This window comes from Salirhabdus salicampi (assembly GCF_024259515.1).
Lineage (GTDB): Bacteria > Bacillota > Bacilli > Bacillales > Alkalibacillaceae > Salirhabdus_A > Salirhabdus_A salicampi.
In genome coordinates, this window is record NZ_JANBWE010000001.1 from 491,572 (window position 1) to 515,532 (window position 23,961).

Sequence of the window (23,961 nt, forward strand, 5' to 3'; positions counted from 1 at the left end):
AGGGGCAATCCCTTCCTTTTTATGATCGGTTAGGAGGAAACAGTATGAAATTTACTATTATCGGAGCGGGTGCAATAGGTGGTGTGATTGGTTCTTACCTTGTTAAAGGAGGTGAGGATGTTACATTTGTAGATATTGACAAAGATCACGTGGAAAAAATGAATACTGATGGGTTAACAATTGAGAGTAAAGACAACGTTTTTACTGTTCCAGTAAAAGCTTTAACATTAGAAGAATTGGTTAAACGAGAAGTGAAATTAGACGTTGTTTTCCTTTGTGTTAAAGCATTACACACAAAAGATGCTGTCAACCAATTTCAACATTTACTAAATGAACATTCTATTGTAGTGTCCTTCCAAAATGGTTTATGTGAGCAAGATATAGCTGCAATCATCGGTGAAGAACGAACAGTGGGCTGTTTCGTAAACTTATTTGCGGATTACATAAGACCAGGATACATCCATTATGGTGGGGTAGGAGCAGTATATATAGGAGAATTGAACAAAGACATAACTCCTAGAGTAGAAGAAATTGTGAATCGTTTAAAGGTATGGGGAGATGCAAAAGCAACAGATAATATAGAAGGTTATTTATGGGGAAAACTAGCATATGGGGCAATATTAACAGCTACAGCTTTAACAAATGAAAAAATTGCGGACATATTGGATTCTCATCAATACCGAGATATGCTTATTGAATTGGCGAGAGAAGTGTTAGAAGTTGCCCATTTAGAAGGAATTAAGCCAGAGGGATTTGATAATTGGGAACCAGGGTTATTATACCCTAAAGAAACAGCTAAACTAGATGACATCAATCGTCAATTTGATACTCTTGTTTCACATTTGCGAAATTATACTAAAACTAGGACAGGGATATGGCGTGATTTAGCCGTTAGAAAACGTAAAACAGAGGTTCCGTATCATTTAGAGCCAATTATTGCTAAAGGCCATAAGAAGCATGTACGAATGGGTTTAACGGAGACAACATTACGAATGATTAAAGATATAGAAGATGGAAAGCGAGATTTATCAATAGAAAACTTAGATTTGCTTAATGGTGTTTATCTCGAAAAGAAGAATGTTTATTCATAGAATATAAAAAACAGCCGTAACGAAATGTTACGGCTGTTCCTTATTTTAAGGAATTAAAGCTGATAAAACACTTACTCTTGATACAATCCCTAATAATCTACCATCTTCATTTACAACTGTAATTGGGTATTTTGATTCTGTTGCATCGGCAATTAAATCTTGAACGTATGTTTCAGGTTCTGTTGTAATGTAATTTTTGTCTAATAATTCTTCCATCTTTTTCTTCTCATTTAAACCTTCAATTGCCTTATCAATCGTAAGGAGTCCTTTTAAGTTTCTATTCTTATCAACGACGAACACACTAGAAATGTTGTTATCTTTCATTTCTTTAATCGCTGATTTAATTCCTTCTTTAATAGAAACAAGGGCCGTTGGTTGTGTCATAACGTTTTGTGCTTGCAATACTTTAGAACGATCAATATCTTGAACGAAATCACTAATATATTCGCTATTCGGGTTTTCAATGATCTCTTCTGGTGTTCCAATTTGTTCAACTTGCCCGTCTTTCATTACTGCAACACGGTCACCTATGCGAAAGGCTTCGTTAATATCATGGGTAATAAAAATAATTGTTTTTTGTAACTTTTCCTGAAGTTCCATAAGTTCAAGCTGCATATCCCGACGAATAAGCGGGTCTAAGGCACTGAACGGTTCATCCATTAGTAAAATATCAGGGTCATTTGCAAGTGCTCTTGCTAAACCTACACGTTGTTGCATTCCACCACTTAGCTCATTTGGAAACTTATGTTCCCATCCGGCTAACCCTGCATTTGCAAGTGCGGTTTTCGCTTTTTCATAGCGTTCTTCTTTTGAAACATTTTTAATTTCTAATCCATATTCAACATTGGAAATAACATCGCGGTGATTAAATAAGCCAAAGTGTTGGAATACCATTGAAATTTTGTTTTGACGAAACTCACGAAGTTCTTTTTTCTGATAATCCACAATGTTATCCCCGTCAACTTTGATTTCACCGTGGGTTGGCTTGTTTAATAAGTTTAAACAACGAATTAATGTTGACTTACCACTACCAGACAGTCCCATGATAACAAACATTTCTCCTTGTTTTACTGAGAAGGAAACGTTGTTAATACCGACAGTATGCCCGGTCTCTTTTAATATTTCGTCTTTTGTTTTACCGTTTTGCAGCTTTTTTAAAACAGTATTTGGTCGACTTCCGAAAATTTTCGTTAAGTTGTTCACTTGTACTTTATCCATATTCTACCTTCCTCTTAAGGATTATTTTGATACGTTTGATTTATTCGCAATACCTTGTGTAATACGGTCAATAATAATAGCTAGAAATACGATTCCTAGACCTGCTTCAAATCCTCGTGCGATGTCAATTCGGTTGATGGCAACAAGTACTTCCATTCCTAAACCATCTGCACCGATCATTGAAGCAATAACAACCATTGCCAGTGCCATCATTGTCGTTTGGTTAATTCCTGTCATAATGGTAGGAAGTGCTTGAGGAAGCTGTACTTTTTTCAACGTTTGCCATGAGCTAGCTCCAAATGAGTTCGAAGCTTCAACCATTTCTTTTGATACATTTTGAATGGCTAAGCTTGTTAAGCGTATTACAGGTGGGACTGCATATATAATCGTCGCAAATACCGCTGGTACTTTACCCATTCCGAATAGTATTAGGGCGGGAATTAAATAAACGAAGGTCGGCATTGTTTGCATTAAATCAAGTATAGGTTTCATAATGTTCTCAAGAATACGACTATATGACATAAAAATACCAATTGGTATACCAATTATAAGTGAAATAACAACTGATCCAATGACAATGGCAAGTGTCATCATCATTAAATCCCAATAGCCGAATGTTCCAACGAGGAATAGTAAGAAGGAGAACGTGATTCCTCCTATTAAACTTGTATAGCGGTATCCTAGTAGAAAAACAACAATTATCACTGACCACCATGGAAACCATAGTAGTAAATCTTCTAAGTTGGTTAATGTCCAACGTAAGATGCTTGTCGTAGTATCAAAAAAGCCTGAAAAGTTTTCAACAAGCCAATCAACTAGCTGTGCTGCATACTTACCTAAATCAAACTGTAAATTTTCGGGAAATTCATTCATGTTAACCTGTTACCTCTTATAGTAACAGTTCCACCTCCATTTGGTTTTGTTGCAAAGAAATAGCCGCTTGGTACTAAGCGGCTATTCTTTCCTGATGCCTTACAGGTCAGATTTTACTTTTTCAGCAATATCTTCTGAAACCCACTCTGTCCAAACATCTTCATATTCCGCAAGGAACCATTCTGCAACTTCTTCTACTGTAGCATCATGTTCTTGCATGTAAGCTAGAGCGTTATTAGTAATCTCGGCACTAGTTTCATAGTTACTTAGGAATGCTGTAACCTCTGGCGCAGTTTCTTCTAGCTCGCTATTTACAGCCACTGTAAGTCTTTGTGATGGGAACGCAGTTTCATAGCCGTTTACCCAGTCCTCTTCGTTGTACGGTGTATCTTCCAAAAGTGTTAAATCATGTTTTCCAGCGATCCATGTAGGTTCCCAGTAGTAACCTACCCATGGTTCCCCTTTTTCAATTGCTGTTGTAAGTGATGTTGCTAGTGATGCAGCAGAACCAGGTTGGAAATAGTTAAATGTTTCGTCAAGTCCATATGATTCTACTTTTGTAGCCAACGCTGTATCAGCTGCCCAGCCAGGAATAGAACCGTAAATTCTACCTTTAGATGGATCCTCTTCGTCTTCGAATAGCTCCCAATATTTTGGTAGATCTTTAACAGACTTCAAGTCTGGAGCCATTGGTTCAATTCCTCTTTCAGGATCTCCTTCAATAACATAGGTTGGTACATATAGCCCTTCAGCTGTATCATCATAGTTTACAGATACTTCTTTTAAATCTCCGCTGTCTTTAAAATCGTTATATTGTTCTAGAAAGTTACCAGTCCATATTTCCATGTATACATCAATATCACCTTTTGCTGTACCAGTTAGCAGTACAATCTCAGATCCAGGCATTGTGTCTGTTTCATATTCAAATCCCTTTTCTACAATTGCACTTGCGATTGCATTGTGTACGCGGATACTATCCCAATCACCTTCACCGAAAGTGATCGTTTCTTTTGTTTTGCCTGAAGCGTCACTATCACTCCCACATGCGACTAATGCTAGTGTTAATGTTAGTAATATTGCCGTAAATAATAGAGTTTTTGTTTTTTTCAAAAACATGTAATACCTCCTGTTGTTTGTATGAATATATATTTTAGGCAATTGCCTAATTTAACATAGTTTAGGTCTTAGGAAAACAGTCGTATATCTTCCCGGATTTGAATCCTTCTACTAGTTGTTGTAACCATTCATAGTAGAGTTGGGATTCTTTAATTTGGTAATAGTATGTTGTTGCTTCTTCTTTAGTTGTTTCATCTATTTCTTCATTATCATTAAGGAGAGGTTCAAGTATTTCAAGAGCTTTATATGTAGCTTTTAAATTAACTACAACTTCTTTTTCCCACTTTTTACAAAAGAAATTGGAAAAGGATTTGAAAAAGTCCTTTTCAGCAACATACATATCTCTTCTTGTTCCTTTTTTCCATGTTTTTTGAACCATTTCATTTTCCTGAAGTTTCTTTACTGCAGAACTCATACTTGGCTTACTCATCCCGAGTTCATCTTTCATGTCATCTAATGATAACGGATTACCTTGGAAATACAATACACCGTAAAGTCGTCCGGCAGAAGAACTTACTCCATATAAATCCATCGTTTCTGAGATGGAACTAATGACTAATTCTTTTGCTTGTTCAATTTTTTGTTGTGCATCCTCTGTATTCAATTTCCAACCTCCTGTGTAAAATGTGTTAAATATATTCTTAACGTTATTTTCGTTTTTTGTTAATTGCACATTCATAACTATATCGTATTTTCAGTTTATGTCAAACCCGGGAAAGGAAAAATATTTCTTCAATTCCGTCAAATTTCGACTTTCTACCTTATTATTTAAAAAGAAAAATACATTTTTAAAAAATAACCATTACAATAAAAGGGGTTTACAAAAAAAATTGGCTTATGTTAGAGTTAAAAATGTTCAAAACGTTAAATTATTATTTAACAAACTTAATGATAGATGAAGATTAAACGGAGGGGCTACATATGATTAGTAAAAAAATGTTTATTAACGGTGAGTGGGTTGATTCGTTAACTAAAGAAACACGCCAAATTATTAATCCATTTAACCAAGAAGTGATTGCGAAAGTTCCTGAAGGTAATCGGGAAGATGCAAAGGTAGCAATTGAAGCTGCACGAAAAGCATTCGATCAAGGTGATTGGGCGAATACTCCTGCAAATGAACGTGGGAAAATTGTTTATAAAATTGCGCAGTTGATTGAAAGAGATAAAGCAGAGCTTGCAAAGCTTGAAACATTGGATACGGGAAAAACGTTGATAGAAAGTGAAGCAGATATGGATGATATTGCGGAAGTATTCCGTTATTTCGCTGGACTGGCAGATAAAGATGGAGGGGAAGTTATTGATTCTCCAATTCCTAATTCCGATAGTATAATTGTCCGTGAGCCAGTTGGAGTTTGTGGACAAATTACGCCCTGGAATTACCCTCTGCTACAGGCAGCTTGGAAAATCGCTCCTGCATTAGCAGCCGGAAATACCATTGTTATAAAACCAAGTGAAATCACACCATTAACTACAATTAAAGTTACGGAATTAATGGAAGAAGCTGGGGTACCAGCAGGTGTAGCAAACCTTGTATTAGGTACAGGTGCTACTGTTGGGGCTGAACTTTCTGAAAGTAACGATGTTGATTTAATCTCCTTTACTGGTGGAATTGAAACAGGTAAGAAAATTATGCAAGCAGCTAGTAACAATGTGAAAAACATTGCACTAGAACTTGGAGGGAAAAATCCAAATCTTGTATTTGCTGATGCAGATTTTGAAACGGCTGTAGACCAAGCTCTTAATGCTGTCTTCTTCCACGCTGGTCAAGTATGTTCTGCAGGAGCACGCTTGCTAGTTGAAGATTCTATTCATGATGAGTTCGTTGAAGCTCTAGTAGAACGAACCAAAAAGATTAAACTCGGAAATGGGCTTGACGCAAGTACACAATCTGGTCCATTAATTTCTGCTGAACACCGTGCAAAAGTAGAAAAATATGTAGAGTTAGGAAAAGAGGAAGGTGCGACCCTTGCCGTTGGCGGAAGCCGTCCAGAAGAGGACGAACTACAGAATGGTTTCTTCTATCTACCAACAATATTTACAAATTGTACTGCTGACATGCGTATTATACAGGAAGAAGTATTTGGTCCAGTATTAACGGTTGAACGTTTCCAATCAGAAGAAGAAGTTGTAAGCCTTGCTAACGACACAATCTATGGCCTTGCAGGTGCTGTTTGGACAACAGACGGATTGAAAGCAAAAAGGGTTGCGAGTCAATTACGTATGGGAACTGTTTGGATTAATGATTTCCATCCATATTTTGCACAAGCACCATGGGGTGGATATAAGCAGTCTGGTATTGGACGTGAACTTGGAAAACCAGGTTTAGAAGAATATACAGAAACAAAACATATTTTCACAAACTTAGATCCACAACCAGTTCACTGGTTTAAATAAATGTATAGAAATAAGATCTAGGTGAAGAAGTCTATCAGCTTATAACGACAGGACATGGTCCACACCTGGTAAAAGAAGTGATGAAAGACTGTTAACCAGCAGGTAACCCAAGAAAGATCTTATCAAAAGGTTATGAAGGATTAATTTATAAGCGTTTATATAACCTGACTCCGACAACTTTAGACTAATAGTTTAAAAGATAAATTGTAATCTATGTATTCCCCCCTTAAAATATATAGTTGAATATAAATAAAAAGCTTCGTAATCATTAGATTGCGAAGCTTTTTTATTTATAATAGGAAATATGGGTAAATGAAAAGGAGAATGATATAGAAATGATTCAAAATATTTATTGTATCGGCAGAAATTATGTCTTACATGCAAAAGAGTTGAACAATTCAGTACCAGCGAAGCCCCTCGTATTTTCTAAACCAACCCATTCATTAGCTGCAGCTGTCGGTGATCCTATTAAACTGCCTAAGGGTAAAGGAGAAATACATTACGAAACAGAACTCGTATTAAAAGTAGGACGAGCCTATGAAAAAGGGTTATCCGTTGATGAATTAATTGATGAAATGACAATAGGAATTGATTTTACTCTTCGGGATGTTCAAACAGTACTTAAACAACAAGGACATCCGTGGCTATTAGCAAAAGGATTCCCGAATGCTGCATTACTTGGAAGGTTCATTCCATTTCCCGGTTTGGCCAAATGTAAACAGCAATCATTTACTTTGCTTAAAAATCGGGAACAAGTTCAGAAAGGAAATATCCAAAACTTAATATTTGATTTACAGTACATTATTGATTATGTCGCTGAACACTTCGGGATTAGTAAAGGGGATATTATCTTTACGGGTACACCAGAGGGAGTCGGTCCTGTATATCATAAGGATTATTTGCAATTAATGTGGGGTGACACTGTCTTAGGTGAAAGCGAAATACATATATAAGTTTTATTAGGGAACATTTATAGGTGGTCAATCATACAAATGTAATGATTTAAGCTAAGAAAAAGGAGCTTGAAAAATCAAGCTCCTTTTTCGATGTTCAATTCTTTATCGACTGTTTTGGGTTTGAGGATTTAATCAATGTTTTACTCTAGTTCTGCTTGTAAAGCGTTGTATTTTTTTAGTTCGTTTCTTTTTTACCAAATAGGTGACGAGCATAATGGATAGTACTATTACAGCATAGAAGAAAAAGAATACTATAAACCCCCATAATCCAATCATTGCATCAGCAAATTCCATATTCCCTCTATTAGTGACAGCTTGTTGTATCTCTATAGCAAAGACGAAGACAACCATGACCGTAAATGTGTATATAAATGCCAAAATGGTAAGACTCCACTTCAGTTTATGAATAAGTTTAAAAGAAAAATAGACAAGGAAAAAAGTAATCATTCCAATAATTCCTACAATCCAAAAGTGTAATTGTTTATCTGTCATGGATACACCAAATATATCTAACAAAATGTCGTGAGTTACGTTTACTAATTCGGCTGTTAGTGTAATAACTTCTTTCATAATAATTCCTCCCATGTATAAAACAGTATACCATAAACCTTTCAACGTTTTGATATAAAAAAAGAGCAAAAACTAACCAGAAAATGTAAAACATAGTTAATGATAATCAATGATATGAATATATAATTATATATATTGGAGTTAAACGATAATCGATAAAATGGCAAAATGATTCCTTCGTTCTGAGTGTTTTAATGGTGGCCAAGCGCTCGACGGTGGGAAACAATTAATAGCAAAAAAAATTGCACAACGAGTGTCTAATATAATCACGCTTCGCTAGTGAAGGTAGAGTAAAAAGGAAGAAACGAAATGGATTTCACGGAAAAAGAAGTCACTGTCGTTAGTGATGTACAATTGAAAGGTACATGACTGTTCCTTCCACAGACGAGGAGAAGAAGCAACCAGCTATTTTAATTATTCCAGGCACAGGACCCAATGACCGAGATGGAAATCCCAAAAAGAAAAAGTATCATTTTAACTTGTATAAGGAACTGTCCCATTTCTTAACAGACAAAGGATTCGTTACACTACGTTATGACAAACGTGGTATTGGGGAAAGTGGAGGAGATCCAAATCGTGCAGGTCTGTGGGATTTCGTTCATGATGCAACGAGTGCAGTCCATTTCTTAAAGGAACATCCCAATGTAGTGATGCCAAAGTGATTGTCCTCGGTCACAGTGAAGGCACACTCATTGGTACGGCGGTTTGTGCCCGGGGACATGTTGCAGAATTAATTTTGTTGTACGGTGGAGGTGGAATGATGGGCCCAATGCTTACTTTCCAACGATCCCTTTTAGCAAACGAGTTAACAAATAAAAAAGGTTTTGAAGGATGGATTGCTAGAAAATTTAACATAGATAAAAAATAGAAAAAATGCCCAAAAACTGTATGATAAAGTGCAAAACACTAATAAGGACGTTGTAAAGTTGCAATGGTTCTTTCCTTTTCCTGCAAAATGGTTGAGAGAACATTTGGAATATGACTTGTATACGGATATGTCGAACATCACATGCCCTGTTCTAACTATGACGGGTACAAAAGATGCTCAAACAGACTATCGAACATTACAAAAGGTGAAAGAGCTTATACCTAATGTGGATATATATGAATTAGAAAATGTAAACCATATGTTAAAAGACCAGGAAGAACCGATTCAAATGAAAAAATTGTTAAAGTATTATTTACAAAATATTGATAAACCAATAAGTACGAAAGTGAAAAATATATTAGAAAAATGGTTGGCTTCTTTTAGTAAATAAGAAATAGGAGGTATATATATCCCTTGAACATCTTAAAATATATACTTTTTACATTATGTGTGTCAGCGCAGCTATTAGGGTTCGTTTATTTATTCATTAATGTTAAAATTGCAGTAACCCTAATATTGGCAAATGTTGTATTTTTCATCTTTCTTATAATGGTGTTTGTTAAGGAAAGAGTAGATGAAAAGAAGGAGGAAAACGATGATGATTATCGTGACTACTAACGAAATCCCAGGTAAAGACATGACAGAGGTAATAGGTTTTGTGAAAGGAAGTACAATTCAATCAAAGCATGTTGGAAAAGACATTATGGCAAGCTTAAAGACAATAGTTGGTGGAGAAATTAAGGAATATAATGATATGTTTGAAAAGGCCAGACAGTTGGCGATAGGGAGAATGGTAAAAAATGCGGAAGATCTCGGTGCCAATGCAATCGTTGGTATGCGTTTGCAAACTTCAGCTATAATGTCAGGAGCATCGGAGATTGTTGCATATGGAACAGCTGTAAAAGTTAAATAATATGAATCCACTAAGTGAATTTGCCTGATTTGCTTTTACAATCGTAAGGGAGCGATCACATGTACAAAGGTATTCATCACGTCTCGTTAGTTGCCAAAGATATAGACTCGATGAGACATTTTTATAGTGAAGTTTTAGGATTTAAAGAAAATCATGACCGACCAGATTTTCCATTCCCTGGTCTATGGTACGATGTAGGGAATACTCAGATACATATTATTGTTCATGCTGGTAAAACAGATAGAGAAACTCGAGAAATTGATAGTCGTGACGGTCATGTAGCGATTCGTGTAGAGAATATGGAAGAGTTGATACGTCGATTAGATCAATACCAAATTGTATATGCTAATAAACCGGATAATCAAACAGAATGGCACCAACTTTTTGTTAATGATCCAAATGGAAATATTATTGAGTTTAATTGTGACAGAAACTAAACCAAAAACTTTATATGGACACACTTGTTAAACAGGTGATGAAAGTGCAGTTTTTTTCCTATATTCACTCTACACATGTATTCCATCTGGGATCTTTATTTTATCCCTTAGCTTGGATTTAGAACTGTAGGAATGAAAGGAAGAGATTACTTTACCATCGTGAATGATTTTGCATTGTAATACTTTCTCATGTCGGCCACCTTTTGTTTCTAAATATAACTTATAGTCATCCACCACTAACCAACAGTCATGAAAAACTAATGATAGGTATTCACTGCGGGTTATTTTCGTTTCTGGGTGTAGTAAAATTAAGGTTGCTAAATCACTTACGGTAACTTTATTGCTTTTTAATTGTTCGAATTTATTCTTCAAATTATCTGATAACTTGTGGGATGCTGACCTCGCCCTTGACAGCATTTGTTCTAGTACGTGTTTCATCGAATTCCTCCTTGCAAGTTATGTGCTTATCTTACCCAAACGACTCTTATACATTCCTAACCTGTTTTAAACTTTCTATAAGTAAACATTCATTCGTTATATCATGGAAAGAGACCCTTCTAAAAGTACTATAAAAAAAGAATTCTTTTTTTGGAAGAGAATCATATTAACTACTTCGATGAAAAAAATGAAATACTAAGGATTGTCGGAACATGGCAAAGGAGCAAGACGAGGATGCCATGGATATATTAATGAGGTTTCATCAGGAATTCAAAAGGGTAACTTTAATTAAGTTTCTCTCTTTTTATTACACCATCGTTAATTCAGGAAAGCAGGATATATAACTAGTCCTATTTACCTAAAAGTGGAAGTTAATGTACCGACAAATTTCTCAATTCTATCTTGTCACCTTTCCACTTATGGTATAAAATTAGGAAAACTATACGAAACCTTTCCGAAACGGCAAACTTATCGAAAGGTAAGGACGCAAAGCTACGGGTCTAAGGATGAATAGTCTATGACCGCCGGGCCTCCGAAGAAGGGGATAATGCTGATTGCATTCATCACCCATCTTTAGAATGGGTGTTTTTTTATATCAAAAGTTCAGTTTTATAGTGAAGGAGCGCGGTAAAATGGCTCAAACCATTGTCTCTAAAGGTAAAGATGTTGATGACGCTATAATGAAGGGGTTACATATATTAAGCGTGTCCAAAAATGAAGTTGATATAGAAGTGGTTCAATATGAAAAAAAGGGTTTATTTCGTTCTAGAGAAGCCATTGTTCGCCTTACAAGACAAGAACTGCAAGCCACAACAGAAGCAGATGACACGATTAAGCAACCTTATCAAACAGCGATGCATGAACCGAGTTATGCTTCGTCACGAGAAAATAAACATTCCGAAAAAGCCAGTGATTGGGAAGGAAAAGCTTGGGTGCAAAATCGTCAATTATATGCTCAAGAATCGGAAACTCAAATTCCAACGGTTACTGTTGAGAAAGGCGTTACATTACTAAAAAATTATAAGCCGGTTAAGGGAACAACAGTAATAAAGCGTACCGACCATCTGCAGCTAGAAGCTGAGAGTGAAACAATTGGGACGAAATGGGATATAACAGTTGACAACCTGAAAATGAACACTATTTTAAACATCGTCCCAGGCTATAAAATTGATAGAGAGATTGTTGATCATGAACCGGCTCCAAATGTCCATATCCAAGTAAAAGAGACAAAAACGTTGATTAACGACTTAACATATGAAAACGTTGTAGAACGGTTACATGAACTTGGTATAACTAGCGGAATTAATGCTGAACAAATTCAGGAAGCATTAGTGACAACAGAACCGGGTCGATTTACAGTCGCTACAGGTAAGGAGCCTACACCAGGTAATGATGGGTGGATTGAATGGTTGGTGCAGCTTAAGGAAATGGAAGACTTAAAGGAGATGGAGGACGGAACTGTCGATTTTCGTGACTTTAAAACTTACCCTTCTGTACAAAAAGGCCAAATAATAGGTAGAATTCATCCACCAAGTGAAGGTGTTCCAGGGCAAAATGTATTTGGTGAGTCCATCCCCCCAAAACAATCGAAGCCAATCATATTTAGAGCCGGTCAGGGTATTGTTTTGATGGACGATGAGGAGCGAATTGTAGCCACCGAACACGGTCGACCTCATTTAGTTAAGCAGGGAAGACGTCAAAAAATATCCATATTACCTAAGCTCGTTCATCGTGGTGATGTAAATTTATCCAGCGGTAACATTCGTTTTATTGGAGATGTAGAAATTCGTGGTGAAATTCATGAAGAAATGACGGTAGATGCAGAGGGAGATGTCTTCCTCTTTGGTAATGTAAATGGAGCAACTGTGAATGCAGGTTATCGAATTATCGGTCAACGAAACATCTTGAATAGTAATATTTCCGCAGGGAAAAGTTCGATGTTAATGTCAGAAGTCAATCAAATTCTTGCCGTGTTAAATGACCAATTAAAACAAATTATTCAGGCAGTTAATCAGTTAACGAAAACGGCTGCATTCAAAACAACTGATTTTGAAAAGCGGGGAATACGTCCTTTATTGTTACTTTTAGTCGAAAAAAAGTTCAAAACATTTCCATCTATTGTTAAAAAATATGTTACAGTAGTAAATAAAGGAAAAAATAGGTTGGAAGATATTTGGTTAGATCATAGTAAAGCGATAGAAACTCTTTTTTCACTAGATGTGCAAAATGAATATAAAAGTACAACGAAATTAGCTGAATTGTCACAATGGACAGAGGAGTTATTTGAATTAAGTGAAATTCCATTAGAACCAAACTCATCCATCACGGTCCCATATGCAATAAACAGTACAATTTACTGTAGTGGTGATGTAAACATAACAGGACAAGGAAGTTTCCAAACGACTATTCGTTGTGGTGGAAAGTTGACGGTCGATGGAGTAGTTCGTGGCGGGCTAATCTATGCTTTACAAGGTGTTTCGTTAAGTGAAGTAGGCGTAAAAAACGGTGTGAAAACAACGATTATGGTGCCCAAAAATCAAACAATTAACATGAGGAAAGTTCATGATGGAACAACGATTGTTATTGGGACAAAGACGTACACATTTCTTGAAGAAAAAACAAATGTGATTGCCAGACTAACCGAAGAAGAAACCATCATCATTAACTAACGGGGGAGATTGCAGTGTTTGATTATGTTATCCATAAAGAAAATAACAACATAATTGCAGAAATGTTTGGGGATTTAGATATCGATTCAACAGAAGAGGTAGAAGGTCCCTTTTTATCCTCATTATTAGAGGGGAAAAATGTAAAACTAGATTTTCAATATGTTAAGTTTGTAGATTCAACTGGCATAGGATTACTAATGAAAACTGTCCAAAAATTACAAAGTAAAGATATTGAAGTGGTGATTGCAAACGTGAACGAAGACATACAGGCTGTCTTTGATATATTGCAATTGACGGAGATATTAGGAAAAGATATATTTGTATAATCGGTAAAAGTATAGAAGGAAGGTTTAGTATAGATGATTTATGAATATATATTTCTTGCATTCATAATAGCACTATTTAAAAAAGGGTCCATAACAAAATTTCTAGAAACAAATTTAACGCACCAGCCAATCATTTTATTATCTGTTTTTATACAAATTGGAACAATGATGCTTTATAACCGCGTTACGTTTATTGAACAAACGTTCTCGTTTTGGATTATCGGATCATATCTTATTTTAATATATGCTGTATGGAAGAACTTCCATTTACCAGGATTTAAAATTTTCTTTACAGGTTTGATCTTGAATTTTTTAGCGATTGTGACAAATGGTGGAAGGATGCCGGTTTCCATTGAAGCGATTGAAACGATTGGACTTGGTGACCGTATACAAGAGTTGGGAGAGGGATACCGCAAGCATCAATTTTTAACGGAAAATACGAATCTATCATTTTTGACAGATGTGATTCCAATTGTACAGCCATTTGTATATTGGCAGATGGTCGCCAGTGTAGGTGATCTTCTTGTAACTGCTGGTTTATGTTGGTTTATATATAAAAGAGTGACTAAAGACCCAATTCAAAATCATTCATAAAATGTTATCATAGAATTGGGGGTACAGAGACTTATGTTATTGTAAGAATTTTTGAAAAAGGCAAACCTATTGAAAAATGGGGGCGCAAAACTAAGGGCCTAAAGTCACGTGACTATGGTAGCCTAGTTACCAAAAACTGAGGTGGTGATACCTATGAAAAGAAAAGCTTTCTTTTTGCTAACTGTAATTGCTATGGGTCTTTCTGCAGTAGCTAAGTACCCTTGGTACCCATAAGTCTCACTTAATTAATTAAATGTGATTATACTTATGTCTCTGTGCCCCCAATTGTGTAATAAACAAAAGGATCGATGCTAAATGCCACTAAAACTAAAATCTTATATATATTCAGTAATATTATTGGGATTAGTCCTACTTTTATACAGTGGAATCAATTTTGACTTCACTTACATATTACCCGTTTTAATTTTTGGTGTTGTGGCTGGTTTCCTTGAGAAATATATGGTGGAGCTTCCCGATGGTAAATTCTTCTCCGGTACTTTAGCAATCTCCATGATTGCAGTAGTCTTCTTAGGTGTTTATGAAGCGGTATTTGTTGAATTAATTGCTTTTCTCATTGGGCTCTACTTTATTAAAATTGATATTATAAAATCTTTATATAATGTTGCACAATATATTATCTGTATTTTTGTAGCTGGTTTTATTTATACGGCTCTCCCTACTTCCGAAAATATGTTTACGTTAACAGATATACCTTATATGATGATTGCTATTGCAACATACATTTTATGTAATCAAGTGTTGTTATCCGTTGTTTTATCAACACTTCATCAAAAACCATATATTCATGTTATGGCTGAACTCCTACAGTATGCCTTTTTGAATTACTTAGTCACAATTGCTCTTACGATTCTCTTGGGAACAACATATCATTTTGGGAATGATATATTAGCATTTATAGTTACAATTTTTGTAGTTTTGTTCTTTTTATCATTACGTTATGCTTTTAATCTATTTATTAAACTGCGCAAAACATATTTAACTTCTATTGAAACCCTTACGAATATGAAAGAGAAACAATTGTCACTCCAACCAGGTCATTCAACTAGAGTTGGGCGAATCGCGCGGCAATTTGCAGAAGAACTAAATCTATCGCAAGATGAGATTGATCAAATACATTATGCTGCTCTTTTTCATGATATAGGGAAACAACATATTAAACAGGAGATATTCATCAAAAAGGGCCCCCTTACAATTGAAGAGGAAAATGAATATCGCAAACATGTGGATTTTGGTGCGGAAATTGTACAGAAAATCTCAGGAATGGATAATGCAGCAATCCATATCATGCAACACCATGAACAATGGGATGGTAAAGGCTATCCTAAAGGCCTGAAAGGAACTGAAATATCATTAGGTGCTAGAATAATAGCATTAGCCAATTTATATGATCGGTATATGTATGATGATAAAGTGAAAAATCCGAAAGAAGAATTTAAAAAATTAAAAGGTAAAGAACTTGATCCTAATCTAGTGGATAAAGCTTTGGAGTTGTTGGAATTTTCCAGAGGATCTGTTTTATTACCATCAGAAAATGAATTTAAGGATACAATCATAGAAGAGATGGTTATAAGTAAAACCCGTGAAAAGTTATATCAATCTAGCTTATTAAATAATTTCGGTGCTAAATTAATTGCAACGTATGATGGAACGTTTAGGGACGAAGATGGAAAAGAAATTAGTATACCAGCACAAAATTCAATATTAAAACTAGTAACAAATGCGATCAAAACAAAGCGACGAATTCGAGACTTTGTAGAAGGCTCAGGAAACATATATGATGTCTACTGTGTCCCAACTGGTCAAAGTTGTCATATTATCTTATTTGATGTGACATATGTATTAGAATATGAAAATAAACAAGAGAAAAGAGTTCACAGTTTATACCGTGAAGTGATATATTCTGTTACCTCAGGTAAACTATTACTATTGCAAGAACATGAACTAGAGACGATAAATAATGAAAATGTTATAATGGAACAAATCATTGAAGATACAAAAGATATTGTTACTTGTCGTCAACAACTTGACGTCTTACTTGATGATTACAATTTAGATAAAAAACGTAAATTTCAATTGCTACTATGTACATCAGAGGCAGCAACAAATGTTTTAAAACATGCGATGTCTGGTAAAATGGAAGTTTCGATTGTTGATAATAAAATTAGAATTATGGTAAAGGACGAAGGAAGCGGTATAAACATAGCTGATTTACCAAAATCGACATTATTATCTGGATACTCTAGTAAAGTGTCGCTTGGACATGGATTTACATTAATATTAAAATATATGGACCAAGTTATGCTCCATACGAACTCAAAAGGAACTACATTGATAATGGATGTACATCTGGATGAACCTGCATCCATCGAACAAATTGGACAATAAGGGGTTATATTATGTCTTTTAGTATCGAGGTTGAAAAAAAAGAAAAAGAGGTTCGCCTATACTTAATGGGTGAGTTAGACATCACAACTATTGCCGAGTTTAATGACAGTTTGAAGCAAATAGAAGACTGTGAAAAAGTTGTTATCGACTTTTCAAAAATTACGTTTATGGACTCAACCGGCATTGGATCCATAATGGAAGTCATTTACCTATCGCAATCAGAGGGCTTTTCGTTACTATTTGAAAACTTAAACGAAGAATTACAAGAAGTATTTGAAACGGTTGGTTTGTTTCAACTCCTGAAAGTCGTTCAAGGGGAGAATGGGGCATGATCAATAATCAAAATGGCTCCTTGTGGGATGAAGCAACGTTACAACGCGAAATAAAAAATGCCCAAGATATACAACAAAGATTGCTCAATGCGAACGCACCAACAATTGACGGTGCAACCCTTATAGGTACTTCCATCCCTGCACGTCTAATTGGTGGGGATTATTATGACTTCTATCGTTTAAAGAATGGAAAAGTACGGATTATTATTGGTGATGTAATGGGGAAAGGAATTCCTGCTGCTATGTTAATGATATTAACTAGAGGAGCCTTTCGAAGTGCATGCGAAAGCACTGACAGCCCTAGTGAAACATTAGAAGCAATGAATGATGCGTTATATTCTGATTTAAGAACATTACACTCTTTTGTTACTGTTTTTTGTGCAGATTGGGATCCAACAACTAACACACTCTCTTATGCAAATGCAGGACATAATTTACCCTTATGGATACACAATGATTTTATAAGGGACTTGCCTCGGTGTTCAGGTATTATGTTAGGTGGATTGCCAAATCAACAATATAAAGAAGAGGAATTACAATTAGGAAAAAAAGACACTGTATTCTTTTATACCGATGGTATCGTTGAGGCCATGGACAAAGAGGGAAATCAGTTTAAGCGTATGCGACTCATTGATACACTTGATGAAGTGAAAAATCATGATGCATCTCAGATTAAAGATACCGTTTTAGATGAAATCGAATCGTTTACACAAGGTATCACTCAAAAAGATGATATAACTTTGATTGTTTTTAAAGTCCAGAAAGAAGACTAAACATAAAGTAAGAAAAACGAGCTTTTGTTATAAGCTCGTTTTTCTTATGGGCTTTTAAATATCTGAGATTGAAAACCTTGAACATTTTTTCTTATGGTTAAGTTAGTTGATTAGCTGACCAATCGGTATAAGAACCACTACCATTACATCCATAACAATCATAAGGTGGGGAATAAAAGGTTTCAGTTTGGACCAGCATATGAAATCCTTTGCCACGACAATCTGGACAAAGCCCTTGTTCTTCATACTGGGATAATCTTTTTTCCTTTCTTTCCTGATTCCATGCAGATAATGATTGCATAAATCCCATCAAATCACCTCGGAAAAGCTTTTCCATATTTTGCGTCAAAGGTCATAAAAACATACATATTGTTATGGGCCTTGCTGAATATGCCATGTGAGCGTGAAGTCATACTCAACACTGCGATCTGTTTCTGGAACTTGAATACGTAATGAATCATTAGGAAATTGAACGGTAGTAATTCCCATTCCCTCATCCCTCTTAGCTGTAAGCAACGTTACAGGCTGGCCATCGTTCAGTGGAATAAAATTCGACTGGAATAGCTGTGGTAATGTACTTCCATTAGATGTTACCATTACTTGTTCATTGGATAATTCTATTTTCGCTTTATCTTTGGGTATAGTTTCATATGTACCATCATCAAAGTGGACCGTAACTGGACTGCTCTCTACTTGTAAGTGCCATCCTTTCCCGCTCCCTGTAGCATCAGTAATCAGTATTTCCCCGAAATTGGCGTATATATAGGACTGGTTATCATGTGTAGAAAAGTTATTGGGTGAGGAGATAACCTCAACATCTAAATTGCCTGGCAGAATTTGCACTTTGGTTTGATCAGAAGTTTCCGTATTGACCATTATAGAGGGACCAAAGCTACAAATTACGATAACAACAGGAATAAGTAAAATATAAAATCGTTTTTTCATAATGTTTACACCTCGTATGCTTATTTATTAATATATCGACCTATACAAAAAAAACTATATGGATAGAGGGGAGTTATAAACAAGCAATAGTTGGAAAAATACCAAAAATGCTAAAGGGGTAATAATTTAGACAAACGTAACAAACGGATATATATAGAGTCCAAAATACATTGTAGATAAAAGTAGGTGAATTTTTTGATATACTACGCGAAAAAAAGTCAGGTCAGTTATGGTGAAGTTATCGGTATCATTATGATTGATACTTATGCCCCGTTTATTCCCGGTGATGTCGGAAATGCCTATACGTTTTCATTTCCTGTAAGATATGAAGTTGTAAAAGGATTAACAGTTTCTAAAATTGTTAATTTAGACGAAGCTTATTACAAACCTATATTGGAGGCAGGTAAAAACCTTGTAAAGAATGGGGCTAAAGCGATTACTGCTGATTGTGGTTATATGGCAATGTTTCAAAAACGATTGATGAAGGACTTAGGTGTACCTGTTTTTTTAACGAGTTTACTGCAACTACACTTTTTGAAACATTTGATTAGTGATGAAGAAAAGATCGGCATCATTTGTGCAAACTCAAAAACGTTAGATGACAAATTATTAAATAGTATTAATATAGATTCATCATCTTTTCCAATTGTTATAAAGGGTTTAGAAAACAACAAGCACTTTTATGACTTTGCGATTCAAGAAACAGGTGAGTTACATTTTGAGCAGGTAAAAGAAGAAGTCGTTCATACTGCATTGGAGTTACAAAACGAGAACCCATCCATGAAAATTCTTTTGTTGGAATGTAGTTTATTACCACCTTACGCAAAGGCAGTTCAGGAAGAAACTGGATTACCGGTATTCGATTATACAACGATGATCAACTACGTATATAACTCATTATACCGGACGGAATTTACGAAAGGTATTCTTTAGTTATCGTTTGCTATATTGAATTCGCAAAAATCCTAGTATAAAAAATATTGAAATTTAGATAAGGTAAAGCAACATACGAAACATACGGTCCAAACCAAATTGAGATGGCTTAAAACAGGTGCTTCAAAGTATCCGTTTTTTATCGTCAATTAACTTTATATTTTGCTTGTAACATACACAATTCGTTCAGCATACTTTATCTCACCACGGTATTTGTAAGGGAGTGGTGGGGTTGAGCGTAATCAATACCGACGAAATGTTACTCCAATCTTTTGATGATCCAATAGACATTTGTGAAAAATTAGAAGACTATTTTGATGGTAAGACGGCTCACGACATATATCAATATTTAAAATTGCATGGTATGTATATCCCTTATCGAAACGGTATCGAAACTGTTAAGGCATTGCAAAAAAAGCAAGTATGGCAAATTGTTTCGGATGAGGAGAAAAAGTTACGTAAGATTTGGCGAGGACCAAATATTCCTATATTTATTTTTCTTGCAGACGGAAACAATCGCAAAATAAGGAAAGAGTTTAACGGCAAATCAGGGATAGCGTTTAAAGATAAATTATTTTTATTTTTATCAAAAACAAATACAGAAACAGAAATTAAAGCTCTCCTTACACACGAATATCATCACGTTTGTCGGGTTTCGGCCTATGCAAAGAAGGAAAAGGATTACGTTCTATTAGATTCAATTATTATGGAAGGCTTGGCAGAACAGGCTGTTTATGAAAGGTATGGAAAAAAGTATATGGCGTCATGGACTACGTATTATACGGAGAATGAGTTAAGTGAAATGTGGAGGAAATTGGTCCGTCCTAATTGTCAGTTGCCGACATTACATCCGAAACATAACACTCTCTTGTATGGACTTCAATTTTATCCAAACATGTTAGGGTATTGTGTTGGTTATTACTTAGTAAAGAAATACCAAGAGGAGAGAAAGTTAACGAGCAAACAGTTACTTACAATTAACGCAGATGAATTTGCAAAAAAACTGAAATCGTAAAAAAGTATATGGTCCCACCGATATCGAACTTGTCTTTCGGATAAAAGTAAAAAGTTAATAAAACTGTACCTTCCTAAAAGATAAAGAAAACAGGCTACCAAATTCATGGAGTAGCCTGCTTTTTTATGTAGGAAACCTTCTACTTGGAGCAAGGTTTCTGTTAAGGTTTAAGAACGACTTTAATACAGTCTTCTGTCTTTGTATCAAAAATCTCGTACCCATACTTCGCTTCATCCAATGATAATGTGTGTGTAATGATATCGCTTAAGTCCACTTTACCTGAAGCTACCAGGTCATGTAGAAAAGGGATATAATGAATGACAGGGGCCTGTCCAGTTCGAATATTGACATTCCGTTGAAATATATCACCAAGTGGAAAAGCATTATAACGAGATGCATACACACCGGTTACTTGAATATTACCGCCTTTTCGAACAGCTTGACTAGCCATTACTAACGCACTCATAGATCCGCCATGGAGCTTTAGTCCTGTAGCTAAAAATTCTAAATCAGTCATTTTACCGTCCATTCCAACACAGTCAATGACTATATCAGCTCCACCTTTCGTCATTTCATGTAAATATGCACCAGCATTTTCATAATCCTCAAAATTGACAATCTCCACGTTGTTTGTACGTTTTGCATGTTGCAACCGATAGCCAACATAATCTACAGCAATGACCCTTTTCGCTCCTTTTAACCATGCAAATTTTTGTGCTAATAACCCCACTGGACCGCATCCAAGGATAATAACGGTATCGCCTTCTCTCATACCAGAATTATCAACACTCCAATATGCAGTAGTCCCAGCATCTGAAAGTAATACTAGGTTATCATCATCAACTTCACTATCATCTGGTATTTTGTAAGGAGTGAAATTTCCGTATGGAACGCGCATATATTCTGCTTGTCCCCCTGGATAACCACCGGTTGTTCCAGAGTATCCAAAGTATGCACCCATCTCTCCGTTATCATTAGCATTATCACATTGGCTTTCCAGTTCATGTTGACAAAACCAGCACTCACCGCAACTTACATTAAACGGAACAACGACACGATCTCCTTTTTTTACTTTCGTAACATCAGGACCAACTTCCTCTACGATTCCCATTGGCTCATGTCCAATAACATAATTTTCTTGGACGTTCGGAATCATACCATGAATAAGGTGTAAATCAGAACCACAGATAGCCGTGCTCGTTAATTTGACGATAATGTCATCAGGATTTTGAATGTGAGGGGGTTCCACTTCTTTTACGACGACTTCTTTTACGCCTTGATACGTTACAGCTTTCATATTTATCTCTCCTCAGTCCATTTATTTAGGTGGGGTAGGAAATAACCCTTTCCGATTATGGTTTTCCGGAAATAATGTAAGATTAGCTATATCAATTGCAGTTTGTGACGATTTTAAATCAAGGAGTTGCTGTTCATCCAAGTCATACGGATGGAACCACTTTTTTTCCATCATTAATTCGATGATCTCGGTTTGATAATCAATAGCAGCTTCCATTTGATTGCGAATTGTTGTTCTAACTTCTGGACTAGCTGCCTCTGTTAGTGCAACAGAATAATTTCGAATGGCTTCTTTTGTGGTGATTAATAAATCAAGTGCGATAGCAGAATCGATTTTTTCTGGCATACCTACAGCATTAATAGGATCTAGATAATCTTTCATGTTTTCACCTCATCGATTTTTTGCGAATAAGGGTAGAGGCGTTGTAACTCTTTAATATCCTTTATGGACATTTGAACGTTTTTTTCCAAGAGCTCTCGTAAATCTTGGTCAAACACGACCCCTTGGATAAACTTTGATTTCAACAAAGCCACTGTTTTCATATTTAATAATTCATGTGTATCCATCGTTTCATGGAATGCTAAATTTTCCTTTCCCATACAAAAACCTCCTCACGTTTTTTCTACTGATATTTTGTCTCTGTAACGTTAGCCTATACACTAAGTATCGTTGTATCAGTTTCATTTTTGAATAACAAATGAGTATCTACGTAACCTATGTAAAAGTTTGATTTTCTATTAGGGGTGAGAAAAATGGTCGACAAGTTAGCTCTTCATGAACGCCTAGAATTGCATGAAATTTTGACATTAAAAAATTTAACATTAACCAAAACAGCTACGATGAAAGGTCTTGTTGGGTGTAAACAATTAAAAGAAATTCTTGAAACAGAAGCTGACAAGGGAAAGGATCATGTAGAACAATTAAATAAACTCTTACAAAATGGAGGTGTTTCATCTTGACAAATATGTTACAAAAAATTGCAGGTATGGCTGGGATGACTGATCAAGTAATTGCTACAGATTTTCTCATTAGTTCGAAATCAGCGGTTCGAAATCTCACCTTTGCTTTAACAGAGTCTGTAACACCAGATGTAAGGAAAGTGTTGCGTGAACAGTTAAATGATGCAATCAACGCCCATGAACAAATTAGCCAATATATGATGGAAAAGGGATATTACAATCCGAGTGACTTAAATGAGCAATTAGAGGTTGATGTTAAAGCGTCAAAAGCTGCTATGAAATTGGCTGATTAAGACTATGACAAGCCTTAGTGTCAGAGGTCTTTTTATATATGTGGACATGTTCTTTCTAAACCGAAATGAACATCATATTCCAGTTTATCCCACGTATCGGATGCATAAATCGTTACAACCTAAGAGATGAATACATTACATAAAATGGGGTGATACAATGGACACATTTCCAGAGGAAATGGACAGCTTCTTTGAGGAGTCAATAATTGACTATAAAGAAGGTACAAATCGTATTCGTGAACGACTACCGAAAATGACACAAGGGTATTTTGATTTTACAGAGGCGTGTTTTCAAGAAGGAGCGATAAAAGAAAAGGAAAAACAATTAATGGCTCTAGCGGTAAGTATATATGCACAAGATGAATATTGTATTATGTATCATACAAAAGGTGCAGTGGAGCATGGTGCATCTGAGGAAGAAGTTATGGAAACTGTCGCAGTAAGTGCTGCATTAGGAGGAGGAGCAGCATTTTCCCAAGGTGTAACACTCGCCCTTGATACGTATGATTATTATAGTGGCATGACTCATCATTAAAATACTTGGA

General features: G+C 35.6%; 31 protein-coding genes and 2 riboswitches. Of the genes, 20 read left to right on the plus strand and 11 right to left on the minus strand.

The genetic code is table 11. The annotated features are described in order from the left end of the window. Nucleotides 1-44 precede the first annotated feature (44 nt). Nucleotides 45-1,091, plus strand: a complete 1,047-nt coding sequence (locus tag NLW78_RS02565) for a ketopantoate reductase family protein (RefSeq protein WP_254495261.1) — start codon at nt 45-47, stop codon at nt 1,089-1,091. 45 nt (nt 1,092-1,136) lie between these two features. Here NLW78_RS02565 and NLW78_RS02570 read toward each other — a convergent pair whose 3' ends face one another. The 4 genes from NLW78_RS02570 to cudC all read right to left on the minus strand — a co-directional run bounded on the left by NLW78_RS02570 (nt 1,137) and on the right by cudC (nt 4,902). Beyond that, the gene (locus NLW78_RS02570; protein ID WP_254495263.1) at nt 1,137-2,309 is read right to left on the minus strand and encodes a quaternary amine ABC transporter ATP-binding protein; all 1,173 of its coding nucleotides are present in this window, start codon (nt 2,307-2,309) and stop codon (nt 1,137-1,139) included. A gap of 21 nt (nt 2,310-2,330) precedes the next feature. Further along, nucleotides 2,331-3,182 (minus strand): ABC transporter permease, encoded by an 852-nt coding sequence (locus NLW78_RS02575; RefSeq protein WP_254495265.1) that lies wholly within the window; start codon nt 3,180-3,182, stop codon nt 2,331-2,333. A gap of 99 nt (nt 3,183-3,281) precedes the next feature. Next, a complete protein-coding gene (locus tag NLW78_RS02580) occupies nt 3,282-4,298 on the minus strand; it encodes an ABC transporter substrate-binding protein (protein WP_254495266.1) in 1,017 nt (338 codons plus the stop codon). 61 nt (nt 4,299-4,359) lie between these two features. Further along, the gene (gene cudC / locus NLW78_RS02585) at nt 4,360-4,902 is read right to left on the minus strand and encodes a choline uptake/conversion transcriptional regulator CudC (protein WP_254495268.1); all 543 of its coding nucleotides are present in this window, start codon (nt 4,900-4,902) and stop codon (nt 4,360-4,362) included. A gap of 320 nt (nt 4,903-5,222) precedes the next feature. Here cudC and betB point away from each other — a divergent pair, with 320 nt between their 5' ends. Beyond that, nucleotides 5,223-6,692 carry a betaine-aldehyde dehydrogenase gene (betB, locus tag NLW78_RS02590; RefSeq protein WP_437181948.1) on the plus strand — a complete coding sequence of 490 codons (1,470 nt, stop codon included), beginning with the start codon at nt 5,223-5,225 and terminating at the stop codon, nt 6,690-6,692. Between the two features lie 335 nt (nt 6,693-7,027). Next, nucleotides 7,028-7,645: a fumarylacetoacetate hydrolase family protein gene (locus NLW78_RS02595; protein ID WP_254495272.1), complete on the plus strand. Its 618-nt coding sequence runs from the start codon at nt 7,028-7,030 to the stop codon at nt 7,643-7,645. A gap of 135 nt (nt 7,646-7,780) precedes the next feature. On the opposite strand, the gene NLW78_RS02600 is transcribed toward NLW78_RS02595, so the two are convergent. Beyond that, a complete protein-coding gene (locus NLW78_RS02600; RefSeq protein WP_254495274.1) occupies nt 7,781-8,218 on the minus strand; it encodes a hypothetical protein in 438 nt (145 codons plus the stop codon). 365 nt (nt 8,219-8,583) lie between these two features. Between NLW78_RS02600 and NLW78_RS02605 the strand changes: the two genes are divergently transcribed. Genes NLW78_RS02605 through NLW78_RS02630 form a run of 6 tightly spaced genes read left to right on the plus strand, consistent with a single transcriptional unit; the run spans nt 8,584 to nt 10,436 of the window. Beyond that, the gene (locus NLW78_RS02605) at nt 8,584-8,880 is read left to right on the plus strand and encodes a serine aminopeptidase domain-containing protein (protein WP_254495276.1); all 297 of its coding nucleotides are present in this window, start codon (nt 8,584-8,586) and stop codon (nt 8,878-8,880) included. Beyond that, complete coding sequence (locus NLW78_RS02610) at nt 8,877-9,086, plus strand: hypothetical protein (protein ID WP_254495277.1); 210 nt, start codon at nt 8,877-8,879, stop codon at nt 9,084-9,086. The genes NLW78_RS02605 and NLW78_RS02610 overlap by 4 nt, the downstream gene beginning before the upstream one ends. A gap of 58 nt (nt 9,087-9,144) precedes the next feature. Next, nucleotides 9,145-9,477 carry an alpha/beta fold hydrolase gene (locus tag NLW78_RS02615; protein ID WP_254495279.1) on the plus strand — a complete coding sequence of 111 codons (333 nt, stop codon included), beginning with the start codon at nt 9,145-9,147 and terminating at the stop codon, nt 9,475-9,477. 23 nt (nt 9,478-9,500) lie between these two features. Then, nucleotides 9,501-9,704 carry a hypothetical protein gene (locus tag NLW78_RS02620; RefSeq protein ID WP_254495281.1) on the plus strand — a complete coding sequence of 68 codons (204 nt, stop codon included), beginning with the start codon at nt 9,501-9,503 and terminating at the stop codon, nt 9,702-9,704. Further along, complete coding sequence (locus NLW78_RS02625; protein ID WP_254496080.1) at nt 9,685-9,999, plus strand: YbjQ family protein; 315 nt, start codon at nt 9,685-9,687, stop codon at nt 9,997-9,999. The genes NLW78_RS02620 and NLW78_RS02625 overlap by 20 nt, the downstream gene beginning before the upstream one ends. Before the next feature lie 59 nt (nt 10,000-10,058). Then, a complete protein-coding gene (locus tag NLW78_RS02630) occupies nt 10,059-10,436 on the plus strand; it encodes a VOC family protein (RefSeq protein ID WP_254495284.1) in 378 nt (125 codons plus the stop codon). A 69-nt stretch (nt 10,437-10,505) separates the two neighbouring features. On the opposite strand, the gene NLW78_RS02635 is transcribed toward NLW78_RS02630, so the two are convergent. Then, on the minus strand, nt 10,506-10,874 hold the full coding sequence (locus NLW78_RS02635; protein WP_254495286.1) for a hypothetical protein: 369 nt from the start codon (nt 10,872-10,874) through the stop codon (nt 10,506-10,508). Nucleotides 10,875-11,325: 451 nt separating this feature from the next. Next, a riboswitch (cyclic di-GMP riboswitch) is annotated at nt 11,326-11,411 on the plus strand. 95 nt (nt 11,412-11,506) lie between these two features. Between NLW78_RS02635 and NLW78_RS02640 the strand changes: the two genes are divergently transcribed. The 6 genes from NLW78_RS02640 to NLW78_RS02665 all read left to right on the plus strand — a co-directional run bounded on the left by NLW78_RS02640 (nt 11,507) and on the right by NLW78_RS02665 (nt 17,974). Further along, the gene (locus NLW78_RS02640; RefSeq protein ID WP_254495288.1) at nt 11,507-13,543 is read left to right on the plus strand and encodes a flagellar assembly protein A; all 2,037 of its coding nucleotides are present in this window, start codon (nt 11,507-11,509) and stop codon (nt 13,541-13,543) included. Between the two features lie 14 nt (nt 13,544-13,557). Next, nucleotides 13,558-13,869: an STAS domain-containing protein gene (locus tag NLW78_RS02645; protein WP_254495292.1), complete on the plus strand. Its 312-nt coding sequence runs from the start codon at nt 13,558-13,560 to the stop codon at nt 13,867-13,869. 33 nt (nt 13,870-13,902) lie between these two features. Further along, nucleotides 13,903-14,463 carry a DUF5317 domain-containing protein gene (locus NLW78_RS02650; RefSeq protein WP_254495293.1) on the plus strand — a complete coding sequence of 187 codons (561 nt, stop codon included), beginning with the start codon at nt 13,903-13,905 and terminating at the stop codon, nt 14,461-14,463. Nucleotides 14,464-14,512: 49 nt separating this feature from the next. Then, nucleotides 14,513-14,597, plus strand: a riboswitch (cyclic di-GMP riboswitch). Nucleotides 14,598-14,778: 181 nt separating this feature from the next. After that, entirely contained in the window at nt 14,779-16,869 is a 2,091-nt protein-coding gene (locus NLW78_RS02655) for an HD domain-containing phosphohydrolase (RefSeq protein WP_254495295.1), read from the plus strand. A gap of 11 nt (nt 16,870-16,880) precedes the next feature. Continuing rightward, on the plus strand, nt 16,881-17,201 hold the full coding sequence (locus tag NLW78_RS02660; RefSeq protein WP_254495297.1) for an STAS domain-containing protein: 321 nt from the start codon (nt 16,881-16,883) through the stop codon (nt 17,199-17,201). Continuing rightward, a complete protein-coding gene (locus NLW78_RS02665; RefSeq protein ID WP_254495300.1) occupies nt 17,198-17,974 on the plus strand; it encodes a PP2C family protein-serine/threonine phosphatase in 777 nt (258 codons plus the stop codon). Before NLW78_RS02660 ends, NLW78_RS02665 begins: the two co-directional genes overlap by 4 nt. 97 nt (nt 17,975-18,071) lie before the next feature. On the opposite strand, the gene NLW78_RS02670 is transcribed toward NLW78_RS02665, so the two are convergent. Next, nucleotides 18,072-18,284: a methionine aminopeptidase gene (locus NLW78_RS02670; protein ID WP_254495301.1), complete on the minus strand. Its 213-nt coding sequence runs from the start codon at nt 18,282-18,284 to the stop codon at nt 18,072-18,074. A gap of 62 nt (nt 18,285-18,346) precedes the next feature. Then, complete coding sequence (locus NLW78_RS02675; protein ID WP_254495303.1) at nt 18,347-18,919, minus strand: WxL domain-containing protein; 573 nt, start codon at nt 18,917-18,919, stop codon at nt 18,347-18,349. Nucleotides 18,920-19,114: 195 nt separating this feature from the next. On the opposite strand from NLW78_RS02675, the gene NLW78_RS02680 reads away from it, so the two are divergent. Together NLW78_RS02680 and NLW78_RS02685 are read left to right on the plus strand one after the other, a co-directional pair. After that, nucleotides 19,115-19,852: an aspartate/glutamate racemase family protein gene (locus NLW78_RS02680; RefSeq protein ID WP_254495310.1), complete on the plus strand. Its 738-nt coding sequence runs from the start codon at nt 19,115-19,117 to the stop codon at nt 19,850-19,852. A 232-nt stretch (nt 19,853-20,084) separates the two neighbouring features. Continuing rightward, a complete protein-coding gene (locus NLW78_RS02685) occupies nt 20,085-20,867 on the plus strand; it encodes a DUF2268 domain-containing putative Zn-dependent protease (RefSeq protein WP_254495319.1) in 783 nt (260 codons plus the stop codon). 160 nt (nt 20,868-21,027) lie between these two features. On the opposite strand, the gene NLW78_RS02690 is transcribed toward NLW78_RS02685, so the two are convergent. From NLW78_RS02690 to NLW78_RS02700, 3 genes are read right to left on the minus strand one after another with little or no spacing between them, the layout of a single operon-like run. Further along, nucleotides 21,028-22,164, minus strand: coding sequence for a zinc-dependent alcohol dehydrogenase (locus NLW78_RS02690; protein ID WP_254495321.1), 1,137 nt, complete (start codon nt 22,162-22,164; stop codon nt 21,028-21,030). 21 nt (nt 22,165-22,185) lie between these two features. Beyond that, a complete protein-coding gene (locus tag NLW78_RS02695; RefSeq protein WP_254495323.1) occupies nt 22,186-22,545 on the minus strand; it encodes a spore coat protein in 360 nt (119 codons plus the stop codon). Next, nucleotides 22,542-22,763, minus strand: coding sequence for a spore coat protein (locus NLW78_RS02700; protein ID WP_254495325.1), 222 nt, complete (start codon nt 22,761-22,763; stop codon nt 22,542-22,544). The genes NLW78_RS02695 and NLW78_RS02700 overlap by 4 nt, the downstream gene beginning before the upstream one ends. A 153-nt stretch (nt 22,764-22,916) precedes the next feature. Here NLW78_RS02700 and NLW78_RS02705 point away from each other — a divergent pair, with 153 nt between their 5' ends. The 3 genes from NLW78_RS02705 to NLW78_RS02715 all read left to right on the plus strand — a co-directional run bounded on the left by NLW78_RS02705 (nt 22,917) and on the right by NLW78_RS02715 (nt 23,951). Continuing rightward, the gene (locus tag NLW78_RS02705) at nt 22,917-23,123 is read left to right on the plus strand and encodes a hypothetical protein (RefSeq protein WP_254495327.1); all 207 of its coding nucleotides are present in this window, start codon (nt 22,917-22,919) and stop codon (nt 23,121-23,123) included. Then, nucleotides 23,120-23,416, plus strand: coding sequence for a spore coat protein (locus NLW78_RS02710; protein ID WP_254495329.1), 297 nt, complete (start codon nt 23,120-23,122; stop codon nt 23,414-23,416). Before NLW78_RS02705 ends, NLW78_RS02710 begins: the two co-directional genes overlap by 4 nt. 157 nt (nt 23,417-23,573) lie before the next feature. Further along, entirely contained in the window at nt 23,574-23,951 is a 378-nt protein-coding gene (locus NLW78_RS02715) for a carboxymuconolactone decarboxylase family protein (RefSeq protein ID WP_254495331.1), read from the plus strand. Nucleotides 23,952-23,961 lie beyond the last annotated feature (10 nt).